At 53.5% G+C, this 26,263-nt stretch carries 25 protein-coding genes; 17 read left to right on the plus strand and 8 right to left on the minus strand.

Annotated features, from left to right (window positions below; genetic code table 11):
• Positions 1 to 427 precede the first annotated feature (427 nt).
• Complete coding sequence (locus ACWWFX_RS17580) at positions 428 to 1,132, plus strand: FadR/GntR family transcriptional regulator (protein WP_276222716.1); 705 nt, start codon at positions 428 to 430, stop codon at positions 1,130 to 1,132.
• 9 nt (positions 1,133 to 1,141) lie between these two features.
• Entirely contained in the window at positions 1,142 to 2,539 is a 1,398-nt protein-coding gene (mdtD, locus tag ACWWFX_RS17585; RefSeq protein ID WP_456146784.1) for a multidrug transporter subunit MdtD, read from the plus strand.
• Here the strand turns inward: mdtD and rbsR are convergent.
• The 7 genes from rbsR to kup all read right to left on the minus strand — a co-directional run bounded on the left by rbsR (position 2,536) and on the right by kup (position 10,433).
• The gene (gene rbsR / locus ACWWFX_RS17590; protein ID WP_473224388.1) at positions 2,536 to 3,528 is read right to left on the minus strand and encodes a ribose operon transcriptional repressor RbsR; all 993 of its coding nucleotides are present in this window, start codon (positions 3,526 to 3,528) and stop codon (positions 2,536 to 2,538) included. The two genes, mdtD and rbsR, sit on opposite strands and share 4 nt — an antisense overlap.
• A 3-nt stretch (positions 3,529 to 3,531) precedes the next feature.
• Entirely contained in the window at positions 3,532 to 4,461 is a 930-nt protein-coding gene (gene rbsK / locus ACWWFX_RS17595; RefSeq protein ID WP_473224389.1) for a ribokinase, read from the minus strand.
• Between the two features lie 99 nt (positions 4,462 to 4,560).
• A complete protein-coding gene (gene rbsB, locus ACWWFX_RS17600; RefSeq protein WP_015966578.1) occupies positions 4,561 to 5,451 on the minus strand; it encodes a ribose ABC transporter substrate-binding protein RbsB in 891 nt (296 codons plus the stop codon).
• 27 nt (positions 5,452 to 5,478) lie between these two features.
• Complete coding sequence (gene rbsC / locus ACWWFX_RS17605; protein ID WP_276222725.1) at positions 5,479 to 6,444, minus strand: ribose ABC transporter permease; 966 nt, start codon at positions 6,442 to 6,444, stop codon at positions 5,479 to 5,481.
• A gap of 5 nt (positions 6,445 to 6,449) precedes the next feature.
• Positions 6,450 to 7,955, minus strand: coding sequence for a ribose ABC transporter ATP-binding protein RbsA (gene rbsA, locus ACWWFX_RS17610; RefSeq protein WP_015966580.1), 1,506 nt, complete (start codon positions 7,953 to 7,955; stop codon positions 6,450 to 6,452).
• A gap of 7 nt (positions 7,956 to 7,962) precedes the next feature.
• Positions 7,963 to 8,382: a D-ribose pyranase gene (gene rbsD / locus ACWWFX_RS17615; protein WP_108476235.1), complete on the minus strand. Its 420-nt coding sequence runs from the start codon at positions 8,380 to 8,382 to the stop codon at positions 7,963 to 7,965.
• A gap of 182 nt (positions 8,383 to 8,564) precedes the next feature.
• Complete coding sequence (gene kup, locus ACWWFX_RS17620) at positions 8,565 to 10,433, minus strand: low affinity potassium transporter Kup (RefSeq protein WP_276222729.1); 1,869 nt, start codon at positions 10,431 to 10,433, stop codon at positions 8,565 to 8,567.
• A gap of 219 nt (positions 10,434 to 10,652) precedes the next feature.
• Between kup and ravA the strand changes: the two genes are divergently transcribed.
• Positions 10,653 to 12,152, plus strand: coding sequence for an ATPase RavA (gene ravA, locus ACWWFX_RS17625; protein ID WP_473224390.1), 1,500 nt, complete (start codon positions 10,653 to 10,655; stop codon positions 12,150 to 12,152).
• Entirely contained in the window at positions 12,146 to 13,597 is a 1,452-nt protein-coding gene (viaA, locus tag ACWWFX_RS17630; RefSeq protein ID WP_456146780.1) for an ATPase RavA stimulator ViaA, read from the plus strand. Before ravA ends, viaA begins: the two co-directional genes overlap by 7 nt.
• Positions 13,598 to 13,599: 2 nt before the next feature.
• Here viaA and asnA read toward each other — a convergent pair whose 3' ends face one another.
• Positions 13,600 to 14,592 carry an aspartate--ammonia ligase gene (gene asnA, locus ACWWFX_RS17635; RefSeq protein WP_276222735.1) on the minus strand — a complete coding sequence of 331 codons (993 nt, stop codon included), beginning with the start codon at positions 14,590 to 14,592 and terminating at the stop codon, positions 13,600 to 13,602.
• A 152-nt stretch (positions 14,593 to 14,744) separates the two neighbouring features.
• On the opposite strand from asnA, the gene asnC reads away from it, so the two are divergent.
• The 13 genes from asnC to ACWWFX_RS17700 all read left to right on the plus strand — a co-directional run bounded on the left by asnC (position 14,745) and on the right by ACWWFX_RS17700 (position 26,227).
• Positions 14,745 to 15,203, plus strand: a complete 459-nt coding sequence (gene asnC, locus ACWWFX_RS17640; protein ID WP_015966586.1) for a transcriptional regulator AsnC — start codon at positions 14,745 to 14,747, stop codon at positions 15,201 to 15,203.
• A gap of 88 nt (positions 15,204 to 15,291) precedes the next feature.
• The gene (gene mioC, locus ACWWFX_RS17645; protein WP_149463815.1) at positions 15,292 to 15,741 is read left to right on the plus strand and encodes an FMN-binding protein MioC; all 450 of its coding nucleotides are present in this window, start codon (positions 15,292 to 15,294) and stop codon (positions 15,739 to 15,741) included.
• 372 nt (positions 15,742 to 16,113) lie between these two features.
• On the plus strand, positions 16,114 to 18,003 hold the full coding sequence (gene mnmG, locus ACWWFX_RS17650) for a tRNA uridine-5-carboxymethylaminomethyl(34) synthesis enzyme MnmG (protein WP_456146779.1): 1,890 nt from the start codon (positions 16,114 to 16,116) through the stop codon (positions 18,001 to 18,003).
• Between the two features lie 97 nt (positions 18,004 to 18,100).
• Positions 18,101 to 18,724 (plus strand): 16S rRNA (guanine(527)-N(7))-methyltransferase RsmG, encoded by a 624-nt coding sequence (rsmG, locus tag ACWWFX_RS17655; RefSeq protein ID WP_276222741.1) that lies wholly within the window; start codon positions 18,101 to 18,103, stop codon positions 18,722 to 18,724.
• A 615-nt stretch (positions 18,725 to 19,339) separates the two neighbouring features.
• Positions 19,340 to 19,720 (plus strand): F0F1 ATP synthase subunit I, encoded by a 381-nt coding sequence (gene atpI, locus ACWWFX_RS17660; RefSeq protein ID WP_015966590.1) that lies wholly within the window; start codon positions 19,340 to 19,342, stop codon positions 19,718 to 19,720.
• An 8-nt stretch (positions 19,721 to 19,728) separates the two neighbouring features.
• Entirely contained in the window at positions 19,729 to 20,544 is an 816-nt protein-coding gene (gene atpB, locus ACWWFX_RS17665; protein WP_276222744.1) for a F0F1 ATP synthase subunit A, read from the plus strand.
• 46 nt (positions 20,545 to 20,590) lie between these two features.
• A complete protein-coding gene (gene atpE, locus ACWWFX_RS17670) occupies positions 20,591 to 20,830 on the plus strand; it encodes a F0F1 ATP synthase subunit C (RefSeq protein WP_000429386.1) in 240 nt (79 codons plus the stop codon).
• A 61-nt stretch (positions 20,831 to 20,891) separates the two neighbouring features.
• Positions 20,892 to 21,362, plus strand: coding sequence for a F0F1 ATP synthase subunit B (gene atpF / locus ACWWFX_RS17675; RefSeq protein ID WP_015966592.1), 471 nt, complete (start codon positions 20,892 to 20,894; stop codon positions 21,360 to 21,362).
• 14 nt (positions 21,363 to 21,376) lie between these two features.
• Positions 21,377 to 21,910: a F0F1 ATP synthase subunit delta gene (atpH, locus tag ACWWFX_RS17680; protein WP_276222762.1), complete on the plus strand. Its 534-nt coding sequence runs from the start codon at positions 21,377 to 21,379 to the stop codon at positions 21,908 to 21,910.
• A 12-nt stretch (positions 21,911 to 21,922) separates the two neighbouring features.
• Positions 21,923 to 23,464 (plus strand): F0F1 ATP synthase subunit alpha, encoded by a 1,542-nt coding sequence (gene atpA / locus ACWWFX_RS17685; RefSeq protein WP_015966594.1) that lies wholly within the window; start codon positions 21,923 to 21,925, stop codon positions 23,462 to 23,464.
• A gap of 50 nt (positions 23,465 to 23,514) precedes the next feature.
• A complete protein-coding gene (gene atpG / locus ACWWFX_RS17690; RefSeq protein WP_015966595.1) occupies positions 23,515 to 24,378 on the plus strand; it encodes a F0F1 ATP synthase subunit gamma in 864 nt (287 codons plus the stop codon).
• 26 nt (positions 24,379 to 24,404) lie between these two features.
• On the plus strand, positions 24,405 to 25,787 hold the full coding sequence (atpD, locus tag ACWWFX_RS17695) for a F0F1 ATP synthase subunit beta (protein ID WP_015966596.1): 1,383 nt from the start codon (positions 24,405 to 24,407) through the stop codon (positions 25,785 to 25,787).
• A 20-nt stretch (positions 25,788 to 25,807) separates the two neighbouring features.
• A complete protein-coding gene (locus ACWWFX_RS17700; RefSeq protein WP_015966597.1) occupies positions 25,808 to 26,227 on the plus strand; it encodes a F0F1 ATP synthase subunit epsilon in 420 nt (139 codons plus the stop codon).
• Positions 26,228 to 26,263 lie beyond the last annotated feature (36 nt).

Here is a 26,263-nt window from a genome sequence, read left to right on the forward strand (position 1 = left end):
CAGAGACTTGGTATTCATTTATCGTCTTGCGACGTTAAGAATCCGTATCATTGAGTGCCCACACAGATTGTCTGATAAATTGTTAAAGAGCAGTGCAACGCGGCGTGAAGCTCACCGTTGCGAGGTGCGCATATTACGCTTTCCTCCTTCAGAGTCAAGCGCTTATTTTCGCTTTTCTCTGGCGACGTTCCCGAAGGAAGCCTGCTAACCCGGCGGCTTAGAGGCCGTTGTTCCGTGTCAGTGGAGGCGCATTATAGGGAGTTATTTCAGACAGACAAGAGGTTATTTAAAAAAAATTACAGTTCGTGCTTTTTTTCACCAATATGCATGCTAATACGCCATAAAATGCACTCTTTGGCGTTTTTGCAGCCGATTTTTGTCGGTGAATGGCATACTAGAACCAATAACAAGATACAGGACACCTTTTATGTCTTTAAGCGCACAGCAATTAGCAGCTCAAAAAAACATCTCGTGGGTATTAGCGGAGAAGTTAGCTCAGAAAATCCTTAAAGGTGAATATCCTCCGGAAAGTATTCTGCCGGGCGAAATGGAATTAGGTGAGATCTTCGGCGTGAGCCGTACCGCCGTTCGTGAAGCGGTCAAAACCCTTTCCGCGAAAGGGATGCTTCTGCCGCGCCCGCGTATTGGCACTCGTGTCATGCCGCAATCACACTGGAACTTTCTCGATACCGAGCTGCTTTCATGGTGGCTGACGGAAGATAATTTCCAGGAAGTGATGAAACACTTTCTGGTGCTCCGCCACAGCCTCGAACCGCAGGCCTGCTTACTGGCCGCCGTATTAGGCACCGCAGAGCAAAAAGCAGAACTCAATACACTAATGAAGGAGATGGCGATTCTGAAAAAGAATTTCGATCGCCAACGCTGGATTGATGTAGATACCGCCTGGCACGAGCATATCTATGAAATGACGGCCAACCCATTCCTGATATCCTTCGCTAAACTTTTCCATTCGGTCTATCACACTTACTTTACCTCGATTACTCAGGATGAAGTGATCGAACTGGAAAAGCATCAGGCAATTGTTAACGCTATTCAGGAAAGCGATAGCCAAAAAGCGTTTATTGCCTGCCAGGCGCTATTAAGCGCTCCGCATATTCGACCTGGAGTATAAAAGCATCGCATGATAAAGAAAAAAGCGCGGAGTATGGCCGGGTTGCCGTGGATAGCCGCCATGGCATTTTTCATGCAGGCCCTGGATGCGACAATCCTTAATACCGCGCTCCCCGCCATCGCGCACAGCCTTAACCGTTCACCGCTTGCTATGCAGTCCGCCATTATCAGTTACACCCTGACGGTAGCCATGCTGATCCCGGTTAGCGGCTGGTTAGCCGACCGCTTCGGTACTCGTCGCATCTTTATGATTGCCGTGACGCTTTTCACGCTGGGTTCGTTAGCCTGCGCCCTCTCAACATCATTATTAGAGCTGGTTATCTTCCGCGTCATTCAGGGTATCGGCGGGGCAATGATGATGCCCGTCGCGCGTCTGGCGCTACTGCGCGCGTACCCACGCAGCGAACTGCTGCCGGTGCTTAACTTCGTCACCATGCCGGGACTGGTGGGGCCGATACTCGGTCCGGTACTCGGCGGCGTGCTGGTCACGTGGGCCAGTTGGCATTGGATTTTCCTTATCAATATTCCGATTGGAATTACGGGTCTCTTCTATGCCCGCAAATACATGCCCAACTTCACCACGCCGAAGCGCAGCTTTGATATGTCCGGCTTCCTGCTGTTCGGCCTGAGCCTGGTGCTGTTCTCCAGCGGGATGGAGCTGTTCGGCGAACGTATTGTGGCAAGCTGGATAGCTTTCGCGATTATTGGCATCAGTATTCTGCTGTTGCTGGCTTATATTCGCCACGCCCGCCGTCATCCGACGCCGCTTATCTCTCTGTCACTCTTTAAGACGCGCACTTTTTCCGTCGGCATTGCCGGCAATCTGGCCACGCGTTTGGGCACTGGCTGCGTGCCGTTCCTGATGCCACTGATGTTGCAGGTCGGCTTTGGCTATCCGGCGTTGATAGCCGGTTGCATGATGGCGCCGACCGCGCTTGGGTCTATTCTGGCAAAATCGACGGTTACGCAGGTACTGCGCTGGCTCGGTTATCGGAAAACACTGGTGGGTATTACGCTGTTTATTGGCGTGATGATTGCGCAGTTCTCGCTGCAATCACCCTCAATGCCGATTTGGATGTTGATCCTGCCGCTGTTTGTGCTCGGGATGGCGATGTCGACGCAGTTTACGTCGATGAATACCATTACACTTGCCGATCTGACGGATGAAAACGCCAGCAGCGGCAACAGTATGCTGGCCGTCACCCAACAGCTCTCAATCAGTTTAGGGGTGGCGATCAGCGCCGCCGTGTTAAGGGTGTACCAGGGAATGGAAGGCTCAAACACCATCGAACAATTCCACTACACCTTTATTACGATGGGCGGGATAACGGTAGTGTCAGCATTCATGTTTATGCTGCTGAAGCCGAAAGATGGCCGCAACCTGATTAAGGAGCGGCACAAAACTTAAACTGAGCCGCGAACCACCAGCTCGGGCGTCAACTGCACACGCTGCTGTTTTTGTCCGGGCTGTGCCATACGGTGGATTAACACATCAATCGCCAGTTCGCCCAGTTCATCTTTGGGCTGATGAATGGTCGTGAGCGGTGGCGTCATGTAGCGTGCCAGTTCAATATCATCATAACCAATCACCGCCATATCCTGCGGAATGCGCAATCCGGCCTGATAAAGCGCCTGATACGCCCCTACCGCCATCGCGTCATTGCCGACAAATACCGCCTGCGGTAATTCCGGCAGCGCCAGCAACTGCTGCATGGCATCAAAACCACCGCCAAATTCAAAGTTACTGGTGATCACATACCCGTCGGGTACAGGAAGCTCCGCATGCTGCATAGCTGAGTGATATCCTTCCAGACGCATACGTGCAGGCGTTTTATCCAGCGGCCCGGCGATACAGGCGATGCGGGTGTGGCCCTGTTCGATGAGATAGCGCGTCGCCATGTCACCGCCCAGCAAAGAGTTATCCTGAATCAGATCGCTATCGCCATCAAACGGCGCCCAGTCCATCATCACCGTCGGAATGGACGGATAACGCTGCATAATCTCCTGCGACGGCTGGTGCGTTTCGGTGCATAACAGCAATAACCCATCAACGCGTTTTTGCATTAGCGTCTCCAGGTTGCGGTTCATCCGCTGCTCGTCGCCTTCGGTATTACACAGCACCAGACTGTAGCCGCGTTCAAAACAGCTTCGCTCCACGCCGCGCACCAGCTCCGAATAGAATGGATTGGTACTGGCGGTGATCAGCATGCCGATAGTGCGGGTTTGATTTAGTTTGAGGCTACGCGCTATCGCAGATGGCGCGTAGTTCAGGCTTTTGATGGCCGCATCGACTTTTTCAGTGATCGCTTCACTGACGTAGCGGTCTTTATTGATGACGTGAGAAACGGTAGAGGTTGAAACGCCCGCCACGCGAGCGACATCTTTCATGGTAGCCAAACATTACCTCTGCTGATTCAGAAATTCGTCGATCTCTTCACGCCAGGGAACGGAAGGCTGCGCGCCTTTACGGGTGACGGCAATGGCCGCCGCCGCGTGCGCAAACCGAATCGCCTCGTTCAGCGGTTTATCTTCCAGCAGTGCGGTGATCAGCGCGCCGTTAAAAGTATCTCCGGCGGCGATGGTATCAATGGCCTGCACTTTAAAGCCCGCCACGCGCTGACCTTCGCCCTTCACACTTGTCCACACGCCACGGCTACCCAGGGTGATGATAACGGTATCGATGCCTTTGGCGTGCAACGCCTGCGCCGCTTTCGCCGCATCGTCATCGTTTTCTACGCGGATGCCGGTTAGCTTCTCAGCTTCCGTTTCATTCGGCGTGATGATGTCCACCAGCGCCAGTAATTCGTCAGACAGTTCACGTGCCGGAGCCGGGTTTAAAATCACCTGTGTCTGGTGCTGATGGGCAATTTTAGCCGCCAGCAGGACGCTTTCCAGCGGTGATTCCAGCTGCATCAGCAGCGCATCCGCCTGTGCAATACGCGTTTTCTGCGCCTCAACCAATGCAGGCGACAGCGCCGCATTGGCGCCCGCATGAATACCAATGACGTTTTCGCCTTCGCCGTTAACGAAAATCAGCGCCACGCCGGTTGATTCCCCCGGAATCACGCTCACCGGCGCCACGTCGATACGATCGTTCGCCAGCTGTTGACGCACGCGCTCGCCAGTATCATCGTCACCCGTACAGGCGATAAACGCGATATCCGCGCCGCTGCGCCCTGCGGCCACCGCCTGGTTTGCGCCTTTGCCACCAAAAGCGACCTGGTACTGGTTACCGGTGACGGTTTCACCCGGCGTCGGGAAGGATTCGAGGTTAAGGATGTGATCGGCATTGATGCTGCCAAGAACGACGAGTTTGCCTGCGGTTTTCATTTCAGCGTGTCCGATAAGTGCGCCACCCGTTGCCGGGTGGCGCGTGCCCTGCTTTTCTTTATAGGTTGTCCCTCAAGCCTTTTGTGGCCTGATAGTGACTTATTGCTTAATGACCAGTTTCAGGTCAACCGGATATTTAGCCTGAACTTTCTCACCTTTCAGGACCTTATCCGCAGTTTCAACGCCTTTCGCGCCGATCTGCTCTGGCAACTGAGCAATAGTCGCCGACAGTTTGCCATCATTTACTGCTTTTTCGCCATCTGGCGTGCCGTCAAACCCGACAACCATCACATCGGATTTACCTGCGGTTTGCAGCGCACGCAGTGCACCCAGCGCCATTTCATCGTTCTGAGCAAATACCGCCTGCACATCCGGGTGCGCAGTCAGCAGGTTCTGCATGACGTTCAGGCCCTTAGTGCGGTCGAAATCAGCCGGTTGGCTCGCCAGCACATTAAATTTGTGCGCTGCCACAGCCTGCTGGAAACCTTCACCACGCTCACGTGCAGCAGAGGTTCCGGCGATACCTTGTAATTCAATCACCTTCGCGCCTTCACCGGCTTTTTTCGCAATGTAATCACCGGCGATTTTTCCGCCCAGCACGTTATCAGACGCGATATGGCTGACCACTTCGCCTTTCGACGCTACGCGGTCGAGGGTGATTACCGGAATTTTAGACTGGTTAGCCATTTTGATGGCGTTACCCACTGCGTCGGAATCCGTTGGGTTGACCAGCAGAATTTTCGCGCCGCGCACGGTCAGGTCCTGCACGTTCGCCAGCTCTTTCGCCGGGTTGTTCTGCGAATCCAGTACCACCAGGTTGTAACCCAGTTTGTCGGCTTCTTTCTGCGCGCCATCTTTCAGGGACACGAAGAACGGGTTATTCAGGGTAGAGATGACCAACGCGATGGTGTCTTTCGCCATCGCGTTTGCGCTCACAGTGGCGCTCAGCGCAACAGCAGAAACCAGGGTTGCCAGTTTTTTCATATTCATAGTTAAGATGTCCTGTAGAGTCGTGAGTTACTGCTTTTTGTTGTCTACCAGCACCGCCAGCAAAATCACCACTGCTTTAACGATCATCTGGTAATAGGAAGAAACACCCAGCAAATTCAAACCATTATTCAGGAAACCGAGGATCAGCGCGCCGATCAGCGTCCCAACAATGCGACCTTTACCGCCCGCAAGACTGGTGCCGCCCAGCACAACCGCCGCGATAGCATCCAGCTCGTAGCCGGTGCCCGCCGTCGGCTGCGCAGAAGAGAGACGCGCCACTTCGATAACACCCGCCAGCGACGCCAGCAGGCCGCACAAAGCGTAGACGATAATTTTGATTTTATTGACGCTGATACCGGAAAGGCGTGTTGCCGCTTCGTTACCGCCCAGCGCATAGATATAGCGGCCAAGACGCGTGTGGTGCAGCATGTACCAGGCCGCGAGGAAGACAATCGCCATGATCCACACCGGCGTCGGGATGCCGAGCGGGCGGCCAATCCCGAACCAGCCGAACAGATCGGCGTTATCGGTAAAACCGGTATTCACCGGGCTGCCGTTGGTGTACACCATGGTCACCCCGCGCAGCAGTAGCATCATCACCAGCGTGGCGATAAACGCCTGCACGCGGCCTTTCGCCACAATCACCCCGGTCACCGCGCCAATAGCGCCGCCCAGCACCAGCGCGGCAGCCACCGCCACCAGCGCATTGACTTCAAGGCCGACAATCGAGGCAGCGACCGCGCCGGTGAGCGCCAGCAGAGAACCGACGGACAGGTCGATCCCCGAGGTCAAAATCACCAGCGTCATCCCCACCGCCATAATGGCGTTAACGGAGGTCTGTTGCAGGATGTTGAACAGGTTATTGACGGTAAAAAAGTTGGGACTCATGGTCGAGACGATGGCAATCAGCACCAGCAAAGCGATCAGCGATTTTTGCTCCAGCAGCCATGCTTTGGTGAAATAGCGGCGACCAGCGACAGCCTGGTTTGTCATCTTCTTTACTCCTGATTCACACGGTTAAGCTTGCCCACAGCGGCAGCCATTAATACTTCCTGGGTGGCCTGCTCGCGTGTGAATTCACCGCCGAGATGCCCTTCATGCATCACAATAATGCGATCGCTCATCCCCAGTACTTCCGGCATCTCGGAGGAGACCAGAATGATGCTCAGGCCGTCAGCCTTGAACTGGTTGATCAGCTGATAAATCTCTTTTTTTGCGCCAACGTCTACGCCACGCGTGGGTTCGTCGAGAATCAGCACTTTCGGGCGCGTCATCAGGCCACGCGCGATGGCGACTTTCTGTTGATTACCGCCGGAGAGCAGGCCGATAGCCTGTTCCATTGATGGCGTTTTGACGTTAAACAGACGGATAAAATCGCTGACCGCCTGCTGCTCATCTTTATGCTTCAGGCTGCCGCCCGCGTGGCTGAAATAGCGCAGCGCCGTCAGCGACATATTCTCTTTCACCGACATGCCGAGCACTAAGCCGTCCCGTTTACGGTCTTCAGAGATATAGACAATGCCGTTCGCCAGGCCATCCTGCGGGGAACGCGCCACCACTTCGTGGCCGTCGAGGGTGACATAGCCGCTGCTGCGCGGCAGCGCGCCGTACAGCACTTTCATCAGTTCCGTACGCCCTGCGCCCATCAGGCCCGCCACGCCAAGAATTTCGCCTTTGCGCAGCGTAAAGGAGACGTTTTCAACGCCCGATCCGCACAGGTTATCGACCTTCAGGCGGATCTCACCCGGCGCTTTATCGAGGCGTGGGTATTGATCTTCGAGCTTGCGCCCTACCATCATTTCGATCAGTGAATCTTCCGTTAGCGAGGAAACTTCCCGCTCAGCGATAAACTGCCCATCGCGGAATACGGTCACGTCATCGCAAATCTCGAAGATTTCTTTCATGCGGTGGGAGATATAGACAATGCCGCGCCCCTGCGATTTCAGCTCGCGGATAACACGGAAGAGGGATTCGGTTTCGGTATCAGTCAACGCATCGGTCGGTTCATCCATCACGATGACTTTCGACTCAAAGCTCAGCACCTTGGCAATTTCCACCATCTGCTGATCGCCGATGGAGAGTTCGCCCACCAGCCTGTCGCTTTTAAAGCGCAGGTTGAGTTTCGCCAGCAGCACGTTCGCTTCGGCGTACATCTTCTTCCAGTCGATTTTGCCAAAGCGATTCACAAACTCGCGGCCGAGGAAGATGTTTTCCGCAATGGTGAGCTGCGGGATCAGGTTCAGTTCCTGGTGAATGATGCCAATCCCGGCTTCCTGCGACGATTTCGGCCCGCTAAAGGTGGTTTCTTTGCCCAGCCATAACAGCGAACCGGCATCGCGAGAGTAGATACCGGTCAGCACTTTCATCATCGTGGATTTGCCGGCGCCGTTTTCGCCAACCAGCGCCATCACGCGGCCCGCATAAACATTTAACGCCGCGCCAGAGAGGGCTTTCACCCCCGGGAAGGATTTATCGATACCTTTTAATTGCAGTAATGCGTCCATGTTGGCCTCAGAAGGTGACGCCAGCACAGAGAATAATGTTCGCATACGGGGAACACTCCCCGCTGCGAATCACCGCCTGACTGTCTGCGGTTTGTTTTTTAAACTGCTCATGGGTGGTGTAACGAATTTCTATGGTATTTCCCTGGTGTTGTTGCAGTTGCCCGATGAATTTGAGCAACGTTTCGTGGAGTTGCGGATTATGTTGTTTAATCTCCGAGGCGAGAATGGCGGCCTCAACCTGCATTTCACGGGTCACTACGTCCAGCACCTGCATAAAGGTGGGAACGCCCTGAGTTAATGCCATATCGATACGCGTTGTACTGCGTGGGATGGGTAAACCCGCATCACACACCACCAGCGTATCGGTATGCCCCAGGCGGGAGATGACCGATGAGATCTCAGAATTAAGTACCGTGCCTTTCTTCATTTTCTTGCTCCACTAGCGAAACGTTTCGCTGATGTAAGTTTAATCTTAAGAGTGAGCAGAAAACCAACATGGCGTAACAGAATTGTGATCGTCGTCGAAACGTTTCGCTCGCGACGTAAAAAGCGAAGAGTAGAAAGAGAAACGCCGGGAGGTGATAAACCTTCCCGGCGTGTTGATAGACTTTAAATCTCGACCTGGGTGCCCAGCTCGATAACCCGGTTCGGCGGGATTTCGAACTGATCCGGCGCGCGCAGGGCGTTACGTTGCAGCAGCAAATAGAGCTTACCGCGCAGGCGTAAATACCATGGGCGTTTGCCAACAATCAGCGACTCATGCGACATAAAGAACGACGTTTCCATCATTCGGCAGCTTAAACCTTCCAGACCACAGCGATGGAACACCTCTTCCACGTTCGGCGTTTCACGCCAGCCGTAGCTGGCCACCACCCGCCAGAAGGTTGGCGAAAGCTGTTCAATCTGCACACGACGCACGTTGTGGACGTAAGGCGCATCTTCCGTGCGCAGCGTCAGTAAGATCACCCGCTCATGCAGCACCTTGTTGTGCTTGAGGTTGTGCATCATAGCAAACGGAATCACGTTCAGCGCGCGCGACATATACACCGCGGTGCCCGGTACGCGAACCGGCGGTGATTTCTCCAGCGACGCGATCATCGCTTCCAGAGAGTTACCGTGCTCATGCATACGACGCAGCAGACGGAAGCGTTCGCTTTTCCAGGTCGTCATCACGATAAACATCACCGTACCGAGGCTCAGCGGCAGCCAGCCACCGGAGACGATTTTATCGAGGTTCGCCGAGAACAGCGGAATATCGATGCACAGGAAGGCGACCAGAATGAACGCCACCAGGAACTTGTTCCAGTGCCAGTTTTTACGCGCCACGGTGGTCGACAGAATTGAGGTCAGCACCATCGTACCCGTTACCGCGATACCGTAAGCTGCCGCCAGATTACTGGAGTGCTCGAAGTTGATAATGACGATAACCACCGAGAAATAGAGCAGCCAGTTGATGAACGGGATGTAAATCTGCCCGGACTCCATTTCAGAGGTGTGAATAATGCGCATCGGCGAGAGATAACCCAGACGCACCGCCTGGCGAGTCAGTGAGAAGACGCCGGAAATAACCGCCTGCGAGGCGATAACCGTCGCCAGCGCCGCCAGAATCAGCAGCGGGATCAGCGCCCATTCCGGCGCGAGCAGGAAGAACGGGTTCTTAATCGCTTCCGGATGCTTCAAAAGCAGCGCGCCCTGACCGAAGTAGTTCAGCGTCAAAGACGGCAGCACCACCGAGAACCAGGCCAAACGAATCGGGAATTTACCGAAGTGGCCCATATCCGCATACAGCGCTTCTACCCCGGTGATGGAGAGGACAACCGCCCCCAGCGCCACAAACGACACCATCTTATATTCAAGGAAGAAGTGCACCGCCCACATTGGATTCAGCGCCTGAAGGACTTCCGGGTTACCGATAATGCTGCGCACGCCAAGCACCGCCAGAATCAGGAACCATGCCAGCATAATCGGGGCGAAGAGTTTGCCCACCATGCCGGTACCGTGCTTCTGAATCATAAACAGCAGCGTCAGCACCAGGATTGAGAGCGGTACTATCCAGCTATCAAGCTGTGGTGCGACAATTTCCAGGCCTTCAATGGCTGACATCACCGATATCGCCGGCGTGATGACCACTTCCCCATAGAAGAAGCTGCCGCCGATCAATCCAATGATAACCAGGAAGGAGGTGGTTTTTGCCGACGTGTTGCGCCCCGCCAAAGACATTAGCGTCAGGATCCCCCCCTCACCGGCGTTATCCGCGCGCATGACGAAGGTCAGATACTTAATGGAGACAACAAAGATCAGCAGCCAGAAGATTAATGACAGAAAGCCAAAAACCGCGTCACGTTCAACGCCAAAACCAAACTGCCCGGACAAACATTCTCGAAGAGTATAAAGAGGGCTGGTGCCGATATCGCCGTATACCACCCCAATGGCAGCGAGGGTTATCGCCGACAAAGATTGCTTCTTATCAGTGCTCATAGACTAGTCTTTCGTTTGTAAAACAAATGAGTGCCTGGTCCCTTGGCCCACGAAAAGCGCACAGTATGCACGATTAATCGCAAAATCGTACCCTTATGTGAATTCATATTAACCTGGCGCAAAGAAAATGAAGCGCTTCTTCAGCCTATTATCCTCGTCCATGAAACGTCTATACTCGCTCAGTTAGCCGTATGTTCGGCGAAAGGATGCAACTCAATTATGGCCCAATCACATTTATTAGCAGAAAGAATTTCGCGCCTGAGTAGCGCGCTTGAGAAAGGGCTGTATGAACGCAGTCACGCTATCCGCCTGTGCCTGCTGGCAGCGCTCAGCGGCGAGAGCGTGTTTTTGCTTGGCCCGCCAGGTATCGCCAAGAGCCTGATTGCGCGGCGCATTAAGTTCGCTTTTCAACACGCGCGCGCTTTCGAATATCTGATGACCCGCTTCTCCACGCCGGAAGAAGTCTTTGGCCCGCTGTCCATCCAGGCGTTAAAAGATGAAGGGCGCTATGAGCGTCTGACCGCAGGCTATTTACCGGAAGCGGAAATCGTTTTTCTTGATGAGATCTGGAAAGCTGGCCCGGCGATTCTGAACACCCTGCTGACCGCCATTAACGAACGTCATTTCCGCAACGGCGCGACGGTCGAGAAAATCCCGATGCGCCTGCTGGTGGCCGCATCGAACGAACTGCCGGAAGCAGAAAGCAGCCTTGAAGCGCTGTATGACCGTATGCTGATTCGTCTGTGGCTCGACAGGGTGCAGGAGAAAGGCAACTTCCGTTCCATGCTGGTGAGCCAGCAGGATGAGAACGAAAACCCGGTATCATCGGTGCTTCAGGTCACGGATGAAGAGTTCTTCCAGTGGCAGAAAGACATCGCCGCTATCAAGCTGCCGGATACGGTTTTTGAACTGATCTTCACCCTGCGCCAGCAGCTCGATACGCTGCCCAATGCGCCCTATGTCTCTGACCGTCGCTGGAAGAAAGCGATTCGTCTGCTACAGGCCTGCGCATTCTTCAGCGGGCGCGATGCCATTGCGCCTATCGATCTTATTCTGCTTAAAGAGTGCCTGTGGCACGACGCGCAAAGCCGCAATTTGATGCAGCAACAGCTCGAAATATTGATGACCGGGCACGCCTGGCAACAGCAATCGATGCTGAATCGCCTGAGCGCCATTACTCAGCATCGCTTGCAGCTTCAGCAGCAGGAAAGCGATAAAACCGCGCTCAAAGTGACGCGTCTGGGCGGTATGTTCAGCCGTAAACCGCACTATGAACTTCCGGCGGAAGTTCAGGGCCCAACGGTCACGTTGCTGCTGCAAAAACCGCTTAAATTGCACGATATCGACGTTATTCACATCACCTTCGAGCGTCAGGTGCTGGCGCACTGGCTGGAGAAAGGCGGTGAAATTCGCGGCAAACTCAACGGCATCGGTTTTGCGCTGACGTTGAATATGGAGGTTGATAACGCGCAGCATCTGGTAGTGCGTGATATCAGTTTGCAGGGCTCACGCCTGGCGCTGCCGGGAACCGAAAGCCAGCAGAACATGCCTGCCGAAATCAAACAGCAGCTCGACGAACTGGCGGAAGAGTGGCATCGGCAGCATCTCAGCTTCAACGATCAGCAGAAATGCCTGTTCATTCATAGCGACTGGCTGGCGCAGATCGAAGCCAGCCTGCAGGATGTCGCGGCGCAGATCAAACAGGCACAGCAATGCTGACGATCGATACGCTCAACGTGATGCTGGCGGTCAGCGAAGAGGGATTGATCGAAGAGACGATCATCGCCCTGCTGGCGTCACCACAGCTATCGGCATTCTTTAAGAAATTCCCGCGCCTGAAAAGCGCTATTACGGAAGATCTGCCCCGCTGGCGTGAAAACCTGAAAAGCACGCTTAAAGGTACGCATGTGCCGCCGGAGCTGGAAGAAGAAGTGCTCTGCTATCAGCAGTGCCAGACCTTCTCCACGCCGCAAATCAATGCGCAGTTGCCGCAGATCCTGGCGCTGCTGAAAAAGGTGCGCTCACCGTACGCCGAACAGGCACAACAGCTGGCGGCGCATAATCCCACCTTTACCCCGGCGCTGCATACGCTGTTCCTGCAACGCTGGCGGCTAAGCCTGGTGGTGCAGGCGACATCGCTCAACCAGCAGTTACTGGAAGGTGAACGGGAACAGCTGCTGAGCGAGGTTCAGGAGCGAATGACCCTGAGCGGCCAACTGGAACCGGTGCTGGTCGAGAACGAAAACGCCGCCGGTCGTCTGTGGGACATGAGCGCCGGGCAGCTTAAGCGCGGTGATTATCAGTTGATCGTGAAGTATGGCGATTTCCTCAGTCAGCAGCCGGAACTGATGCAGCTGGCGGATCAGCTTGGGCGTTCGCGCGAAGCGAAATCGGTGCCCAAAAAAGATGCGCCAATGGAAACCTTCCGCACCCTGGTGCGCGAACCGTCAACGGTGCCGGAGCAGGTCGACGGCATTCAGCAAAGCGATGACATCCTGCGCCTGCTGCCACCGGAACTGGCCACGCTCGGCATTACCGAGCTGGAATATGAATTTTATCGGCGGCTGGTGGAGAAACAGCTTCTCACCTACCGTCTGCACGGCGACGCGTGGCATGAGAAAGTCACCGAACGCCCGGTGGTACACCAGGATGTAGACGAACAGCCGCGCGGGCCGTTTATCGTCTGCGTAGATACTTCAGGCTCAATGGGCGGCTTTAACGAGCAGTGCGCGAAAGCCTTTTGCCTTGCGATGATGCGCGTCGCGCTGGCGGACAACCGTCGCTGCTTCATTATGCTGTTTTCCAGCGAAGTGGTGCGCTACGAGCTGACTGGTCCGCAGGGGATCGAACAGGCGATCCGTTTCCTGAGTCAGCGTTTTCGCGGCGGTACCGACATGGCGAGCTGTTTTCGCGCCATCATCGAACGGCTGGAAAATCCCGCCTGGCAGGATGCCGACGCGGTGGTGATTTCAGACTTTATTGCCCAGCGGCTGCCGGATGAGGTGGTGAATAAGGTAGGGGAGTTACAGCGAAAACATCAGCACCGTTTTCACGCGGTGGCGATGTCTGCGCATGGCAAGCCCGGCATCATGCGCATCTTTGACCACATCTGGCGCTTCGATACCGGGTTGCGTAGCCGCCTGCTCAGACGCTGGCGGCGTTAATCTTACAGCAGGGAAGAGACGCCTTCACGTACCTGCGCCGGCCATACGCCGCATTGAACCTGCCCGATGTGGGAGAGTTGCAGCAGCAGCATGGTCAGACGCGACTGGCCAATCCCGCCGCCGATAGTCTGCGGCATTTCACCGCGCAGCAGCGCCTGATGCCATTCCAGCTGCAGGCGCTCTTCGTCGCCGGTCAGCTGTAACTGGTGTTGCAGCGCGTTGGCATCAACGCGGATCCCCATCGAAGAGAGCTCAAACGCATCTTCCAGAATCGGGTTCCACACCAGGATATCGCCGTTCAGACCCGCCAGACCAGATTCCGCCTGCGTGCTCCAGTCATCATAATCCGGCGCACGGACGTCGTGGCGTTGACCATCAGAGAGTTTGCCACCGATCCCAATCAGGAAGACGGCACCCAGTTCTTTGGCAATGGCGCGTTCACGACCTTTCGCATCGAGATCCGGATAACGGCTTAACAGCGTCTGGCTGTGCACAAAGTGGATCTGTTCTGGCAGGAACGGTGCCAGACCAAACTCTTTGCTTACTGCTTCTTCTGTTGCTTTGATCCCCGCCCAAATCGCCTTCACGGTACTTTCCAGAGTACCGAGATGACGCTCGCCATCACCCATCACGCGTTCCCAGTCCCACTGGTCAACGTAAACGGAGTGGATCGGCGAAAGGCGGTCTTCATCGGGGCGAAGGGCTTTCATGTGCGTGTAGAGCCCTTCCCCCGCGCTGAAGTCGTGCTGTCCCAGGGTTTGACGTTTCCACTTAGCCAGAGAGTGCACCACTTCAAACTGGGCCTCTGGCAGGGCTTTCACTTTTACCTGTACCGCTTTTTCGCAACCAGAAAGGTTGTCCTGCGTCCCATCCCCTACGCGGCTCAGCAGCGGTGCCTGGACTTCAATCAGGCCCAACTTTTCTTCTAACTGGCGAGAGAAAAAGGATTTTACGAAACTAATCTGGCGTTGTTTTGCGATGTAAGCGGTTTTCATTTTTTATTACTCCTGCGTCCTGTTGGTTATGATTAAGCAACAGAATGCGGGTCATATTCAATAATCAACAGATAAAAAGGCGACTTCACTTTTGATTCGTTAAAAACAGGCGCTAAAATAGAAAGAATCATCATTCTTCATAAGAAAAAGCTATGGAAAATTATCAGATCGACAATCTGGACCGCGGCATCCTCGACGCCTTAATGGCGAATGCCCGCACCGCTTACGCCGAATTAGCCAAACAGTTCGGCGTCAGCCCTGGCACCATTCACGTTCGCGTCGAAAAAATGAAACAGGCGGGCATCATTACCGGCGCGCGCGTCGATGTCAGCCCAAAACAGCTCGGATACGATGTCGGCTGCTTTATCGGCATTATATTGAAGAGTGCAAAAGACTATCCGTCAGCGCTGGCGCGGCTGGAAAGCCTGGATGAAGTGACCGAGGCATACTACACCACCGGCCATTACAGTATCTTTATTAAAGTGATGTGCCGGTCGATAGACGCGTTGCAGCACGTACTTATCAACAAGATCCAAACAATTGATGAAATTCAGTCCACCGAAACACTGATCGTCCTGCAGAACCCGATCATGCGTACCATCAAGCCGTGATCGGCTTTTTTAATCCCGCACTTTTCCACAGGTAGATCCCAGACCGTTCACAGCGTACAATACGCCACTCTTAATAAAGGTGGCGGTTATGGCAGATATCACACTCATCAGCGGAAGCACACTTGGCAGCGCCGAGTATGTGGCGGAACACCTGGCTGAAAAGCTGGAAGACGCGGGTTTTTCGACCGAAACGCTTCATGGTCCTTTATTAGAGGATCTCTCTGCGTCGGGGATCTGGCTGGTTATCAGCTCCACGCACGGTGCCGGTGATATTCCTGACAATCTGCTGCCTTTTTATAACGATCTCCGCGAGCAGAAACCCGACCTCTCTCAGGTTCGTTTCGGTTCTATCGGTATTGGCAGTCGTGAATACGACACTTTTTGCGGTGCCATCGATAAAATCGACACCGAATTGACCGCCTGCGGCGCGAAACAGATTGGTGAAACGCTCAAGATCAATGTCCTTGAACATGACATTCCTGAAGATCCTGCGGAAATTTGGGTCGGATCATGGGCCGATCGGCTCAGAGATTTGTAAAGATCCAACTTTATTCTGTGGATAACCCTGGTTAAAACCTTGGATCAACCGGTAGTTATCCAAAGAACAACTCTTGGTTAGTTTTTGAGTTGTGTATAACTCCCCGTTTTGATCCCAGCTTATACGGAACAGGATCACCGATCATTCACAGACAGTGATCCTTCTTAAGCTTTTGATCTTAAATACCGGATCGCACTTATCCACAGAAACTGGCGATCCTAATAAGAGATCACAATAGAACAGATCTCTAAATAAAAAGATCTTCTTTTAAATAGCAAAGATCCAGACGCTTTCTCCATCGACTAAAGTTGAGTAGAATCCACGCCCGGGCTTCAATCCATCATCAAACCGCTTTATGCGAGGCAGACCACCATGTTTTATCAGGATCCTTTTGACGTCATCATCATTGGCGGGGGTCATGCAGGCACTGAGGCCGCGATGGCCGCAGCGCGAATGGGTCAGCAGACCCTGCTTTTGACACACAATATCGACACTCTGGGGCAGATGAGCTGCAACCCGGCGATTGGCGGCATTGGGAAAGGACACCTGGTAAAAGAAGTGGATGCACTTGGCGGCCTGATGGCCACCGCGATCGACCATGCAGGTATCCAGTTTAGGATACTAAACGCGAGCAAAGGGCCGGCGGTACGCGCCACTCGTGCTCAGGCGGATCGCGTGCTCTATCGCCAGGCCGTGCGTACTGCGCTTGAGAACCAACCCAACCTGATGATCTTCCAGCAGGCAGTTGAAGATCTGATTGTGGAAAACGATCGCGTTGTTGGCGCTGTCACCCAGATGGGACTGAAATTCCGTGCGAAAGCAGTCGTGCTGACCGTCGGAACTTTCCTCGACGGCAAAATTCATATCGGGCTGGATAACTACAGCGGTGGCCGTGCTGGCGATCCGCCGTCCATTCCGCTCTCTCGTCGTCTGCGTGAACTGCCGCTGCGCGTGAGCCGTCTGAAAACCGGCACCCCGCCGCGTATCGACGCGCGCACTATCGACTTCAGCGTGCTGGCGCAACAGCATGGCGATAACCCAATGCCCGTTTTCTCGTTCCTCGGCGATGCGTCCCAGCATCCGCGTCAGGTACCGTGCTATGTCACGCATACCAACGAGAAAACCCATGACGTGATCCGCAATAACCTCGACCGCAGCCCAATGTATGCTGGCGTGATTGAAGGGATTGGCCCACGTTACTGCCCGTCTATCGAAGACAAAGTGATGCGCTTTGCCGACCGAAACCAGCACCAGATTTTCCTGGAGCCGGAAGGGCTGACCTCCAACGAAATTTACCCGAACGGTATCTCCACCAGCCTGCCATTCGATGTGCAGATGCAAATCGTCCGCTCTATGCAGGGGATGGAAAACGCGAAGATCGTCCGTCCAGGCTATGCTATCGAGTACGATTTCTTCGATCCTCGCGACCTGAAACCGACGCTGGAAAGCAAATACATTCATGGTCTGTTCTTTGCGGGACAGATCAACGGCACCACCGGTTACGAAGAAGCCGCTGCACAAGGCCTGCTTGCCGGTCTGAACGCCGCTCGATTCTCTGCGGAGAAAGAGGGCTGGGCGCCGCGTCGCGATCAGGCCTACCTGGGTGTACTGGTCGACGATCTCTGCACGCTGGGTACCAAAGAACCGTACCGCATGTTTACCTCACGTGCGGAATATCGCCTGATGCTGCGCGAAGACAATGCCGATCTGCGTCTGACCGAAGCGGGCCGTGAGCTGGGTCTGGTTGATGACGTGCGTTGGGCGCGCTTCAACGAGAAGCTGGAAAATATCGAACGTGAACGTCAGCGTCTGAAATCCACCTGGGTGTCGCCATCCTCTGAGTCTGCGGGCGAAGTGAATACTCACCTGAGTGCGCCGCTGTCACGTGAAGCCAGCGGAGAAGATCTGCTGCGTCGCCCGGAAATGACCTACGAACAGCTGACCGCGCTGACGCCATTCGCGCCTGCGCTGGGCGATGCTCAGGCCGCTGAACAGGTTGAGATTCAGGTGAAATACGAAGGTTATATCGCGCGTCAGCAGGATGAGATTGAAAAACAGCAGCGTAACGAAAATACGCTCCTGCCTGCGACGCTCGATTATCGTCAGGTTAACGGTCTCTCCAACGAAGTGATCGCCAAGCTGAACGATCATAAACCGGTTTCAATTGGCCAGGCGTCACGTATTTCCGGGATTACTCCTGCCGCGATCTCAATTTTGCTGGTTTGGCTGAAAAAACAAGGTATGCTGCGCCGCAGCGCGTAATAACGGTTTTGGGCGGCGGCGTTTCGCGAGCCGCCCTACAAATTCGTAAGCCGGATAAAGCTAACATCCGGCAAATTATCCCCAACAGGTAACTTTCGTGATTAACAAACTCTCTCGTCTGCTGGATGAAGCAGGCATTTCGCTCACCGATCACCAGAAAAATCAGCTGGTGGCCTATGTCGATATGCTGAACAAATGGAACAAAGCGTACAACCTGACGTCCGTACGCGATCCTAACGAGATGTTAATTCGACATATTCTGGACAGCATCGTGGTTGCGCCGCATTTGCAGGGGCAACGGTTTATCGATGTCGGTACGGGCCCTGGATTGCCGGGTATCCCGCTTTCGATCGTGCGTCCTGAATCGCATTTTACGTTGCTCGACAGCCTGGGTAAGCGTGTACGCTTCCTGCGTCAGGTGCAGCATGAGCTGAAACTGGAGAACATCGCGCCGGTGCAAAGCCGGGTGGAAGAGTTCCCCGCAGAGCCGCCGTTTGACGGCGTCATCAGCCGTGCGTTTGCTTCTCTGACGGACATGGTGACCTGGTGTAAGCACTTACCAGCGGAAAATGGCCGCTTCTATGCGCTGAAAGGGCAGAGGCCTGACGATGAAATCAGCCAGTTACCGACTGAATTTTCCGTAGAAAATATCGTTGAACTCCGTGTTCCGCACCTGGAAGGCGAACGCCATCTGGTGACAATTAGAACAAACAAAAGTTAACTTTTATCAAAAAATATCGGAAAAAACCGACCTCGATTTTGTTAAAAAGAAGCGACAAAAACGATGGAACATTCAGTTACATTTAACGACATTTTAACTAGACTGTATCTGGCATTTAACGTGGCTCTTTTTGTTAACAATAAAAATAGTCAACGTGGAAAATATCAGTCTACTAGCAGTCGATTCGCTGAATGAAAATTGAATGTTAAATTTTTATTATAAATGTCAATAAGCTGTTTTTACGGTGTGTGTGTCATTTTTGAAAAGAGTTGTCTCTAATTGCCTTTAAGATCAAAACACTGGCAAGTTATGAATTGAGGCTAATCTCAATCGAACATCATCAAAAATGTTTATTATGTGATCTGGAGCACGCTTTGTAGTCAGCGTTTTCGCGGTATTTGCACTTTTGTTCGATCGTTCACACTTTCACAAAAATCGCGAAAATAGAGGTGAGGAAAAATATTTAAACATTTATTCACCTTTTTGCTACTTATTGTTTGAAATCACGAGGCGTCACCGTATAATTTGACCGCTTTTTGATGCTTGACTCCGAGCCTTAAAGAACGTTTTATACGACACGCGGCATACCTCAAAGGGAGCAGGAGTAATAACGTGATGTCATTGTCGCTCGTGAGTCGAAACGTTGCTCGTAAGCTTCTGTTCATTCAGCTCCTGGCAGTAATAGCAAGTGGACTGCTGTTCAGCCTCAAAGACCCCTTTTGGGGCATTTCCTCCGCGTGCGGAGGTATGGCAGTATTCCTGCCTAACATGTTGTTTATGATTTTTGCCTGGCGCCACCAGGTACATACACCGGCTAAAGGCCGAGTCGCCTGGACATTCGCGTTTGGCGAAGCGTTCAAGGTGTTGGCGATGCTGGTGTTGCTGATCGTGGCGTTGGCAGTTTTGAAGGCGGTGTTCTTGCCGCTAATCGTGACATGGATTTTGGTGCTGGTGGTTCAGATACTGGCACCCGCTGTAATTAACAACAAAGGGTAAAAGGCATCATGGCTTCTGAAAATATGACGCCGCAGGATTACATAGGTCACCACCTGAATAACCTTCAGCTGGACCTGCGTACATTCTCGCTGGTAGATCCGCATAACCCCCCAGCCACCTTCTGGACGCTCAATATTGACTCCATGTTCTTCTCGGTGGTGCTGGGTCTGTTGTTCCTGCTTATGTTCCGTAGCGTTGCTAAACGAGCAACCAGCGGCGTACCAGGCAAATTTCAGACCGCGATTGAGCTGGTAATCGGCTTCGTTCATGGCAGTGTCAAAGACATGTACCATGGCAAAAGCAAGCTCATCGCTCCTCTGGCTCTGACGGTTTTCGTCTGGGTCTTCCTGATGAACCTGATGGACCTTCTGCCTATCGACCTGCTGCCGTACATTGCTGAGCATGTACTGGGCCTGCCGGCGCTGCGCGTGGTTCCGTCTGCGGATGTGAACATTACCCTGTCTATGGCACTGGGCGTGTTTATCCTGATTCTGTTCTACAGCATCAAAATGAAAGGCATCGGCGGCTTCGCTAAAGAGTTGACGCTGCAGCCGTTCAATCACTGGGCTTTCATTCCTATCAACTTAATCCTTGAAGGGGTCAGCCTGCTGTCCAAACCGATTTCACTCGGTCTGCGACTGTTCGGTAACATGTATGCCGGTGAGCTGATTTTCATTCTGATTGCTGGTCTGTTGCCGTGGTGGTCACAGTGGATTCTGAATGTGCCGTGGGCCATTTTCCACATCCTGATCATTACGCTGCAAGCCTTCATCTTCATGGTTCTGACGATCGTCTATCTGTCGATGGCGTCTGAAGAGCATTAATTTACCAACACTACTACGTTTTAACTGAAACAAACTGGAGACTGTCATGGAAAACCTGAATATGGATCTGCTGTACATGGCTGCCGCTGTGATGATGGGTCTGGCGGCAATCGGTGCTGCGATCGGTATCGGCATCCTCGGGGGCAAATTCCTGGAAGGCGCAGCGCGTCAACCGGATCTGATTCCACTGCTGCGTACTCAGTTCTTTATCGTTATGGGTCTGGTGGATGCTATCCCAATGATCGCTGTAGGTCTGGGTCTGTACGTGATGTTTGCTGTCGCGTAGTAAGCGTTGCTTGAATTAGTAAGCAATATCAGAACGTTAACTAGATAAGAGGCATTGTGCTGTGAATCTTAACGCAACAATCCTCGGCCAGGCCATCGCGTTTGTCCTGTTCGTTCTGTTCTGCATGAAGTACGTATGGCCGCCGTTAATGGCTGCCATCGAAAAACGTCAAAAAGAGATTGCTGACGGTCTTGCTTCTGCTGAACGAGCTAAAAAGGATTTGGACCTTGCACAGGCCAACGCGACCGACCAGCTGAAAAAAGCGAAAGCGGAAGCCCAGGTTATCATTGAGCAGGCGAACAAACGTCGCGCCCAGATCCTGGACGAAGTGAAAGCTGAAGCAGAACAGGAACGTACTAAAATCGTGGCGCAGGCTCAGGCGGAAATCGACGCTGAGCGTAAACGTGCTCGCGAAGAACTGCGTAAGCAAGTTGCTATCCTGGCTGTTGCTGGCGCCGAGAAGATCATCGAACGTTCCGTGGATGAAGCTGCTAACAGCGACATCGTGGACAAACTTGTCGCTGAACTGTAAGGAGGGAGGGGCTGATGTCTGAATTTGTTACTGTAGCTCGCCCCTACGCCAAAGCAGCTTTTGACTTTGCCGTCGAACACAACAGTGTAGAGCGCTGGCAGGACATGCTGGCGTTTACCGCTGAAGTGACGAAAAACGAACAAATGGCAGAGCTTCTGTCTGGCGCGATGGCGCCGGAAACGCTCGCTAAGTCGTTTATCGCCGTCTGTGGTGAGCAACTGGACGAAAACGGCCAGAACCTGATTAAGGTTATGGCTGAAAATGGTCGTCTGAGAGTGCTCCCGGATGTTCTTGAGCAGTTTATTCATTTACGTGCCGCCAGCGAGGCGATTGCAGAAGTCGAAGTGACTTCCGCGACAGCACTGAGTGAAGAACAGCTTGCGAAAATCAGCACAGCGATGGAAAAACGTCTGTCACGCAAAGTGAAGCTGAATTGCAATATCGATAAGTCTGTAATGGCAGGCATTATCATCCGTTCGGGTGATATGGTCATTGATGGCAGCGTACGCGGCCGTCTTGAACGCCTTGCAGACGTCTTGCAGTCTTAAGGGGACTGGAGCATGCAACTGAATTCCACCGAAATCAGCGAACTGATCAAGCAGCGCATTGCTCAGTTCAGTGTTGTGAGTGAAGCTCACAACGAAGGTACTATTGTTTCTGTAAGTGACGGTGTTATCCGCATCCACGGCCTGGCCGATTGTATGCAGGGTGAAATGATCTCCCTGCCGGGTAACCGTTACGCTATCGCACTGAACCTGGAGCGCGACTCCGTTGGTGCAGTTGTGATGGGTCCGTATGCTGACCTTGCCGAAGGCATGAAAGTTAAGTGTACGGGTCGTATCCTGGAAGTTCCGGTTGGCCGTGGCCTGCTGGGTCGTGTGGTTAACACCCTGGGTGCGCCAATCGACGGTAAAGGTGCGCTGGATAACGACGGCTTCTCCGCTGTTGAAGCTATCGCGCCGGGCGTTATCGAACGTCAGTCCGTTGATCAGCCTGTTCAGACTGGTTATAAGTCCGTTGATGCCATGATCCCAATCGGTCGTGGTCAGCGTGAACTGATCATCGGTGACCGTCAGACCGGTAAAACCGCGCTGGCAATCGATGCCATCATCAACCAGCGTGATTCCGGCATCAAATGTGTCTACGTTGCTATCGGCCAGAAAGCGTCCACCATTTCTAACGTGGTACGTAAACTGGAAGAACACGGCGCGCTGGCTAACACCATCGTTGTTGTGGCAACCGCGTCTGAATCCGCTGCACTGCAATACCTGGCGCCGTATGCCGGTTGCGCAATGGGTGAATACTTCCGTGACCGTGGTGAAGATGCGCTGATCATTTATGATGACCTGTCTAAACAGGCTGTCGCATACCGTCAGATCTCCCTGCTGCTCCGTCGTCCGCCAGGACGTGAAGCATTCCCGGGCGACGTATTCTATCTCCACTCCCGTCTGCTGGAGCGTGCTGCGCGTGTTAACGCCGAATACGTTGAAGCCTTCACCAAAGGTGAAGTGAAAGGGAAAACCGGTTCTCTGACCGCTCTGCCGATTATCGAAACCCAGGCGGGTGACGTTTCTGCGTTCGTTCCGACTAACGTAATCTCCATTACCGATGGTCAGATCTTCCTGGAAACCAACCTGTTTAACGCCGGTATTCGTCCTGCGGTTAACCCGGGTATCTCCGTATCCCGTGTAGGTGGTGCAGCGCAGACCAAGATCATGAAAAAACTGTCCGGTGGTATCCGTACCGCACTGGCACAGTATCGTGAACTGGCGGCGTTCTCTCAGTTTGCATCCGACCTTGACGATGCAACCCGTAAGCAGCTTGACCACGGTCAGAAAGTGACCGAACTGCTGAAACAGAAACAGTATGCGCCGATGTCTGTCGCGCAGCAGTCTCTGGTTCTGTTCGCAGCAGAACGTGGTTACCTGGCAGATGTTGAATTGTCGAAAATCGGTAGCTTCGAAGCCGCTCTGCTGGCTTACGTCGACCGTGATCACGCTCCACTGATGCAAGAGATCAACCAGTCCGGTGGCTATAACGACGAAATCGAAGGCAAGCTGAAAGGCATCCTCGATTCCTTCAAAGCAACCCAATCCTGGTAACGTCTGGTGGCCTGCCCTAAGGCAGGCCGCAAGGCATTGAGGAGAAGCTCATGGCCGGCGCAAAAGAGATACGTAGTAAGATCGCAAGCGTCCAGAACACGCAGAAGATCACTAAAGCGATGGAAATGGTCGCCGCTTCCAAAATGCGTAAATCGCAGGAACGTATGGCGGCCAGCCGTCCTTATGCAGAAACCATGCGCAAAGTGATTGGTCACCTTGCAAACGGTAATCTGGAATATAAGCACCCTTACCTGGAAGAACGCGACGTTAAACGCGTGGGCTACCTGGTGGTGTCGACAGACCGTGGTCTGTGTGGTGGCTTGAACATTAACCTGTTCAAAAAAATTCTGGCGGAAATGAAAGGTTGGTCTGATAAAGGCGTTCAGTGCGATATCGCAATGATCGGCTCTAAAGGCGTCTCTTTCTTCAATTCCGTTGGCGGCAACATCGTCGCGCAGGTCACTGGCATGGGGGATAACCCTTCCCTGTCCGAACTGATCGGCCCGGTAAAAGTGATGTTGCAGGCTTACGATGAAGGCCGTCTGGACAAGCTTTATATTGTAAACAACAAATTTATCAACACCATGTCTCAGGTTCCTACCATCACTCAGCTGCTGCCGCTGCCTGCGTCAGAAGATGAGGATCTGAAGCGTAAATCCTGGGATTACCTGTATGAACCCGATCCGAAAGCGCTGCTGGATACCCTCCTGCGCCGCTACGTAGAGTCTCAGGTTTATCAAGGTGTTGTAGAAAACCTGGCCAGCGAGCAGGCCGCACGTATGGTGGCGATGAAAGCCGCGACCGACAATGGCGGCAGCCTGATCAAAGAGCTGCAGTTGGTATACAACAAAGCTCGTCAGGCCAGCATTACTCAGGAACTCACCGAGATCGTCGGTGGTGCATCCGCGGTATAACCAGGTTAATTCGTAGAGGATTCAAGATGGCTACTGGAAAAATTGTCCAGGTAATCGGCGCCGTAGTTGACGTCGAATTCCCTCAGGATGCCGTACCGCGCGTGTACGAAGCTCTTGAGGTACAGAATGGTAATGAAGTGCTGGTGCTGGAAGTTCAGCAGCAGCTCGGCGGCGGTATCGTGCGTACCATCGCAATGGGTTCTTCTGACGGCCTGCGCCGTGGTCTGGATGTAAAAGACCTCGAGCACCCGATCGAAGTCCCGGTAGGTAAAGCAACACTGGGTCGTATCATGAACGTACTGGGTCAACCGGTTGACATGAAAGGCGACATCGGTGAAGAAGAGCGTTGGGCTATCCACCGCGCAGCACCGTCCTATGAAGAGCTGTCAAACTCTCAGGAACTGCTGGAAACCGGTATCAAAGTAATCGACCTGATGTGTCCGTTCGCTAAGGGCGGTAAAGTCGGTCTGTTCGGTGGTGCGGGTGTAGGTAAAACCGTAAACATGATGGAGCTGATCCGTAACATCGCGATCGAGCACTCCGGTTACTCTGTGTTTGCGGGCGTAGGTGAACGTACTCGTGAGGGTAACGACTTCTACCACGAAATGACCGAATCCAACGTTATCGATAAAGTATCCCTGGTGTATGGCCAGATGAACGAGCCGCCGGGAAACCGTCTGCGCGTTGCACTGACCGGCCTGACCATGGCTGAGAAATTCCGTGACGAAGGCCGTGACGTACTGCTGTTCGTCGATAACATCTATCGTTATACCCTGGCCGGTACGGAAGTATCCGCACTGCTGGGTCGTATGCCTTCAGCGGTAGGTTATCAGCCGACCCTGGCGGAAGAGATGGGTGTTCTTCAGGAACGTATCACCTCCACCAAAACCGGTTCTATCACCTCCGTACAGGCGGTATACGTACCTGCGGATGACTTGACTGACCCATCCCCAGCAACCACCTTTGCGCACTTAGACGCAACCGTGGTACTGAGCCGTCAGATCGCGTCTCTGGGTATCTACCCGGCCGTTGACCCGCTGGACTCCACCAGCCGTCAGCTGGACCCGCTGGTTGTTGGTCAGGAACACTACGACACTGCGCGTGGCGTTCAGTCCATCCTGCAGCGTTATCAGGAACTGAAAGACATCATCGCCATCCTGGGTATGGATGAACTGTCTGAAGAAGATAAACTGGTGGTAGCACGCGCACGTAAAATTCAGCGCTTCCTGTCCCAGCCGTTCTTCGTAGCGGAAGTATTCACCGGTTCTCCGGGTAAATACGTTTCCCTGAAAGACACCATCCGTGGCTTTAAAGGCATCATGGACGGCGAATACGATCACCTGCCAGAGCAGGCGTTCTACATGGTCGGTTCCATCGACGAAGCCGTGGAAAAAGCCAAAAAACTTTAACGCCTTAATCGGAGGGTGATATGGCAATGACTTACCACCTGGACGTCGTCAGCGCAGAGCAACAAATGTTCTCTGGTCTGGTCGAGAAAATCCAGGTAACGGGTAGCGAAGGTGAACTGGGTATTTACCCGGGTCACGCCCCGCTGCTCACCGCCATTAAGCCTGGTATGATCCGCATCGTGAAACAGCACGGTCATGAAGAGTTTATCTACCTGTCTGGCGGCATTCTTGAAGTGCAGCCTGGTAGCACGACCGTTCTGGCTGATACCGCCATTCGTGGCCAGGATCTCGACGAAGCGCGAGCCCTGGAAGCGAAACGCAAAGCGGAAGAGCACATCAAGAGCTCTCACGGCGACGTGGATTACGCTCAGGCGTCTGCGGAACTGGCCAAAGCGATCGCGCAGCTGCGCGTTATCGAGCTGACCAAGAAAGCGATGTAACACCGGCTTGAAAAGTCAAAAAGCCAGTCTGGTTTC

The organism is Pseudocitrobacter sp. 2023LY-00077 (assembly GCF_055796175.1).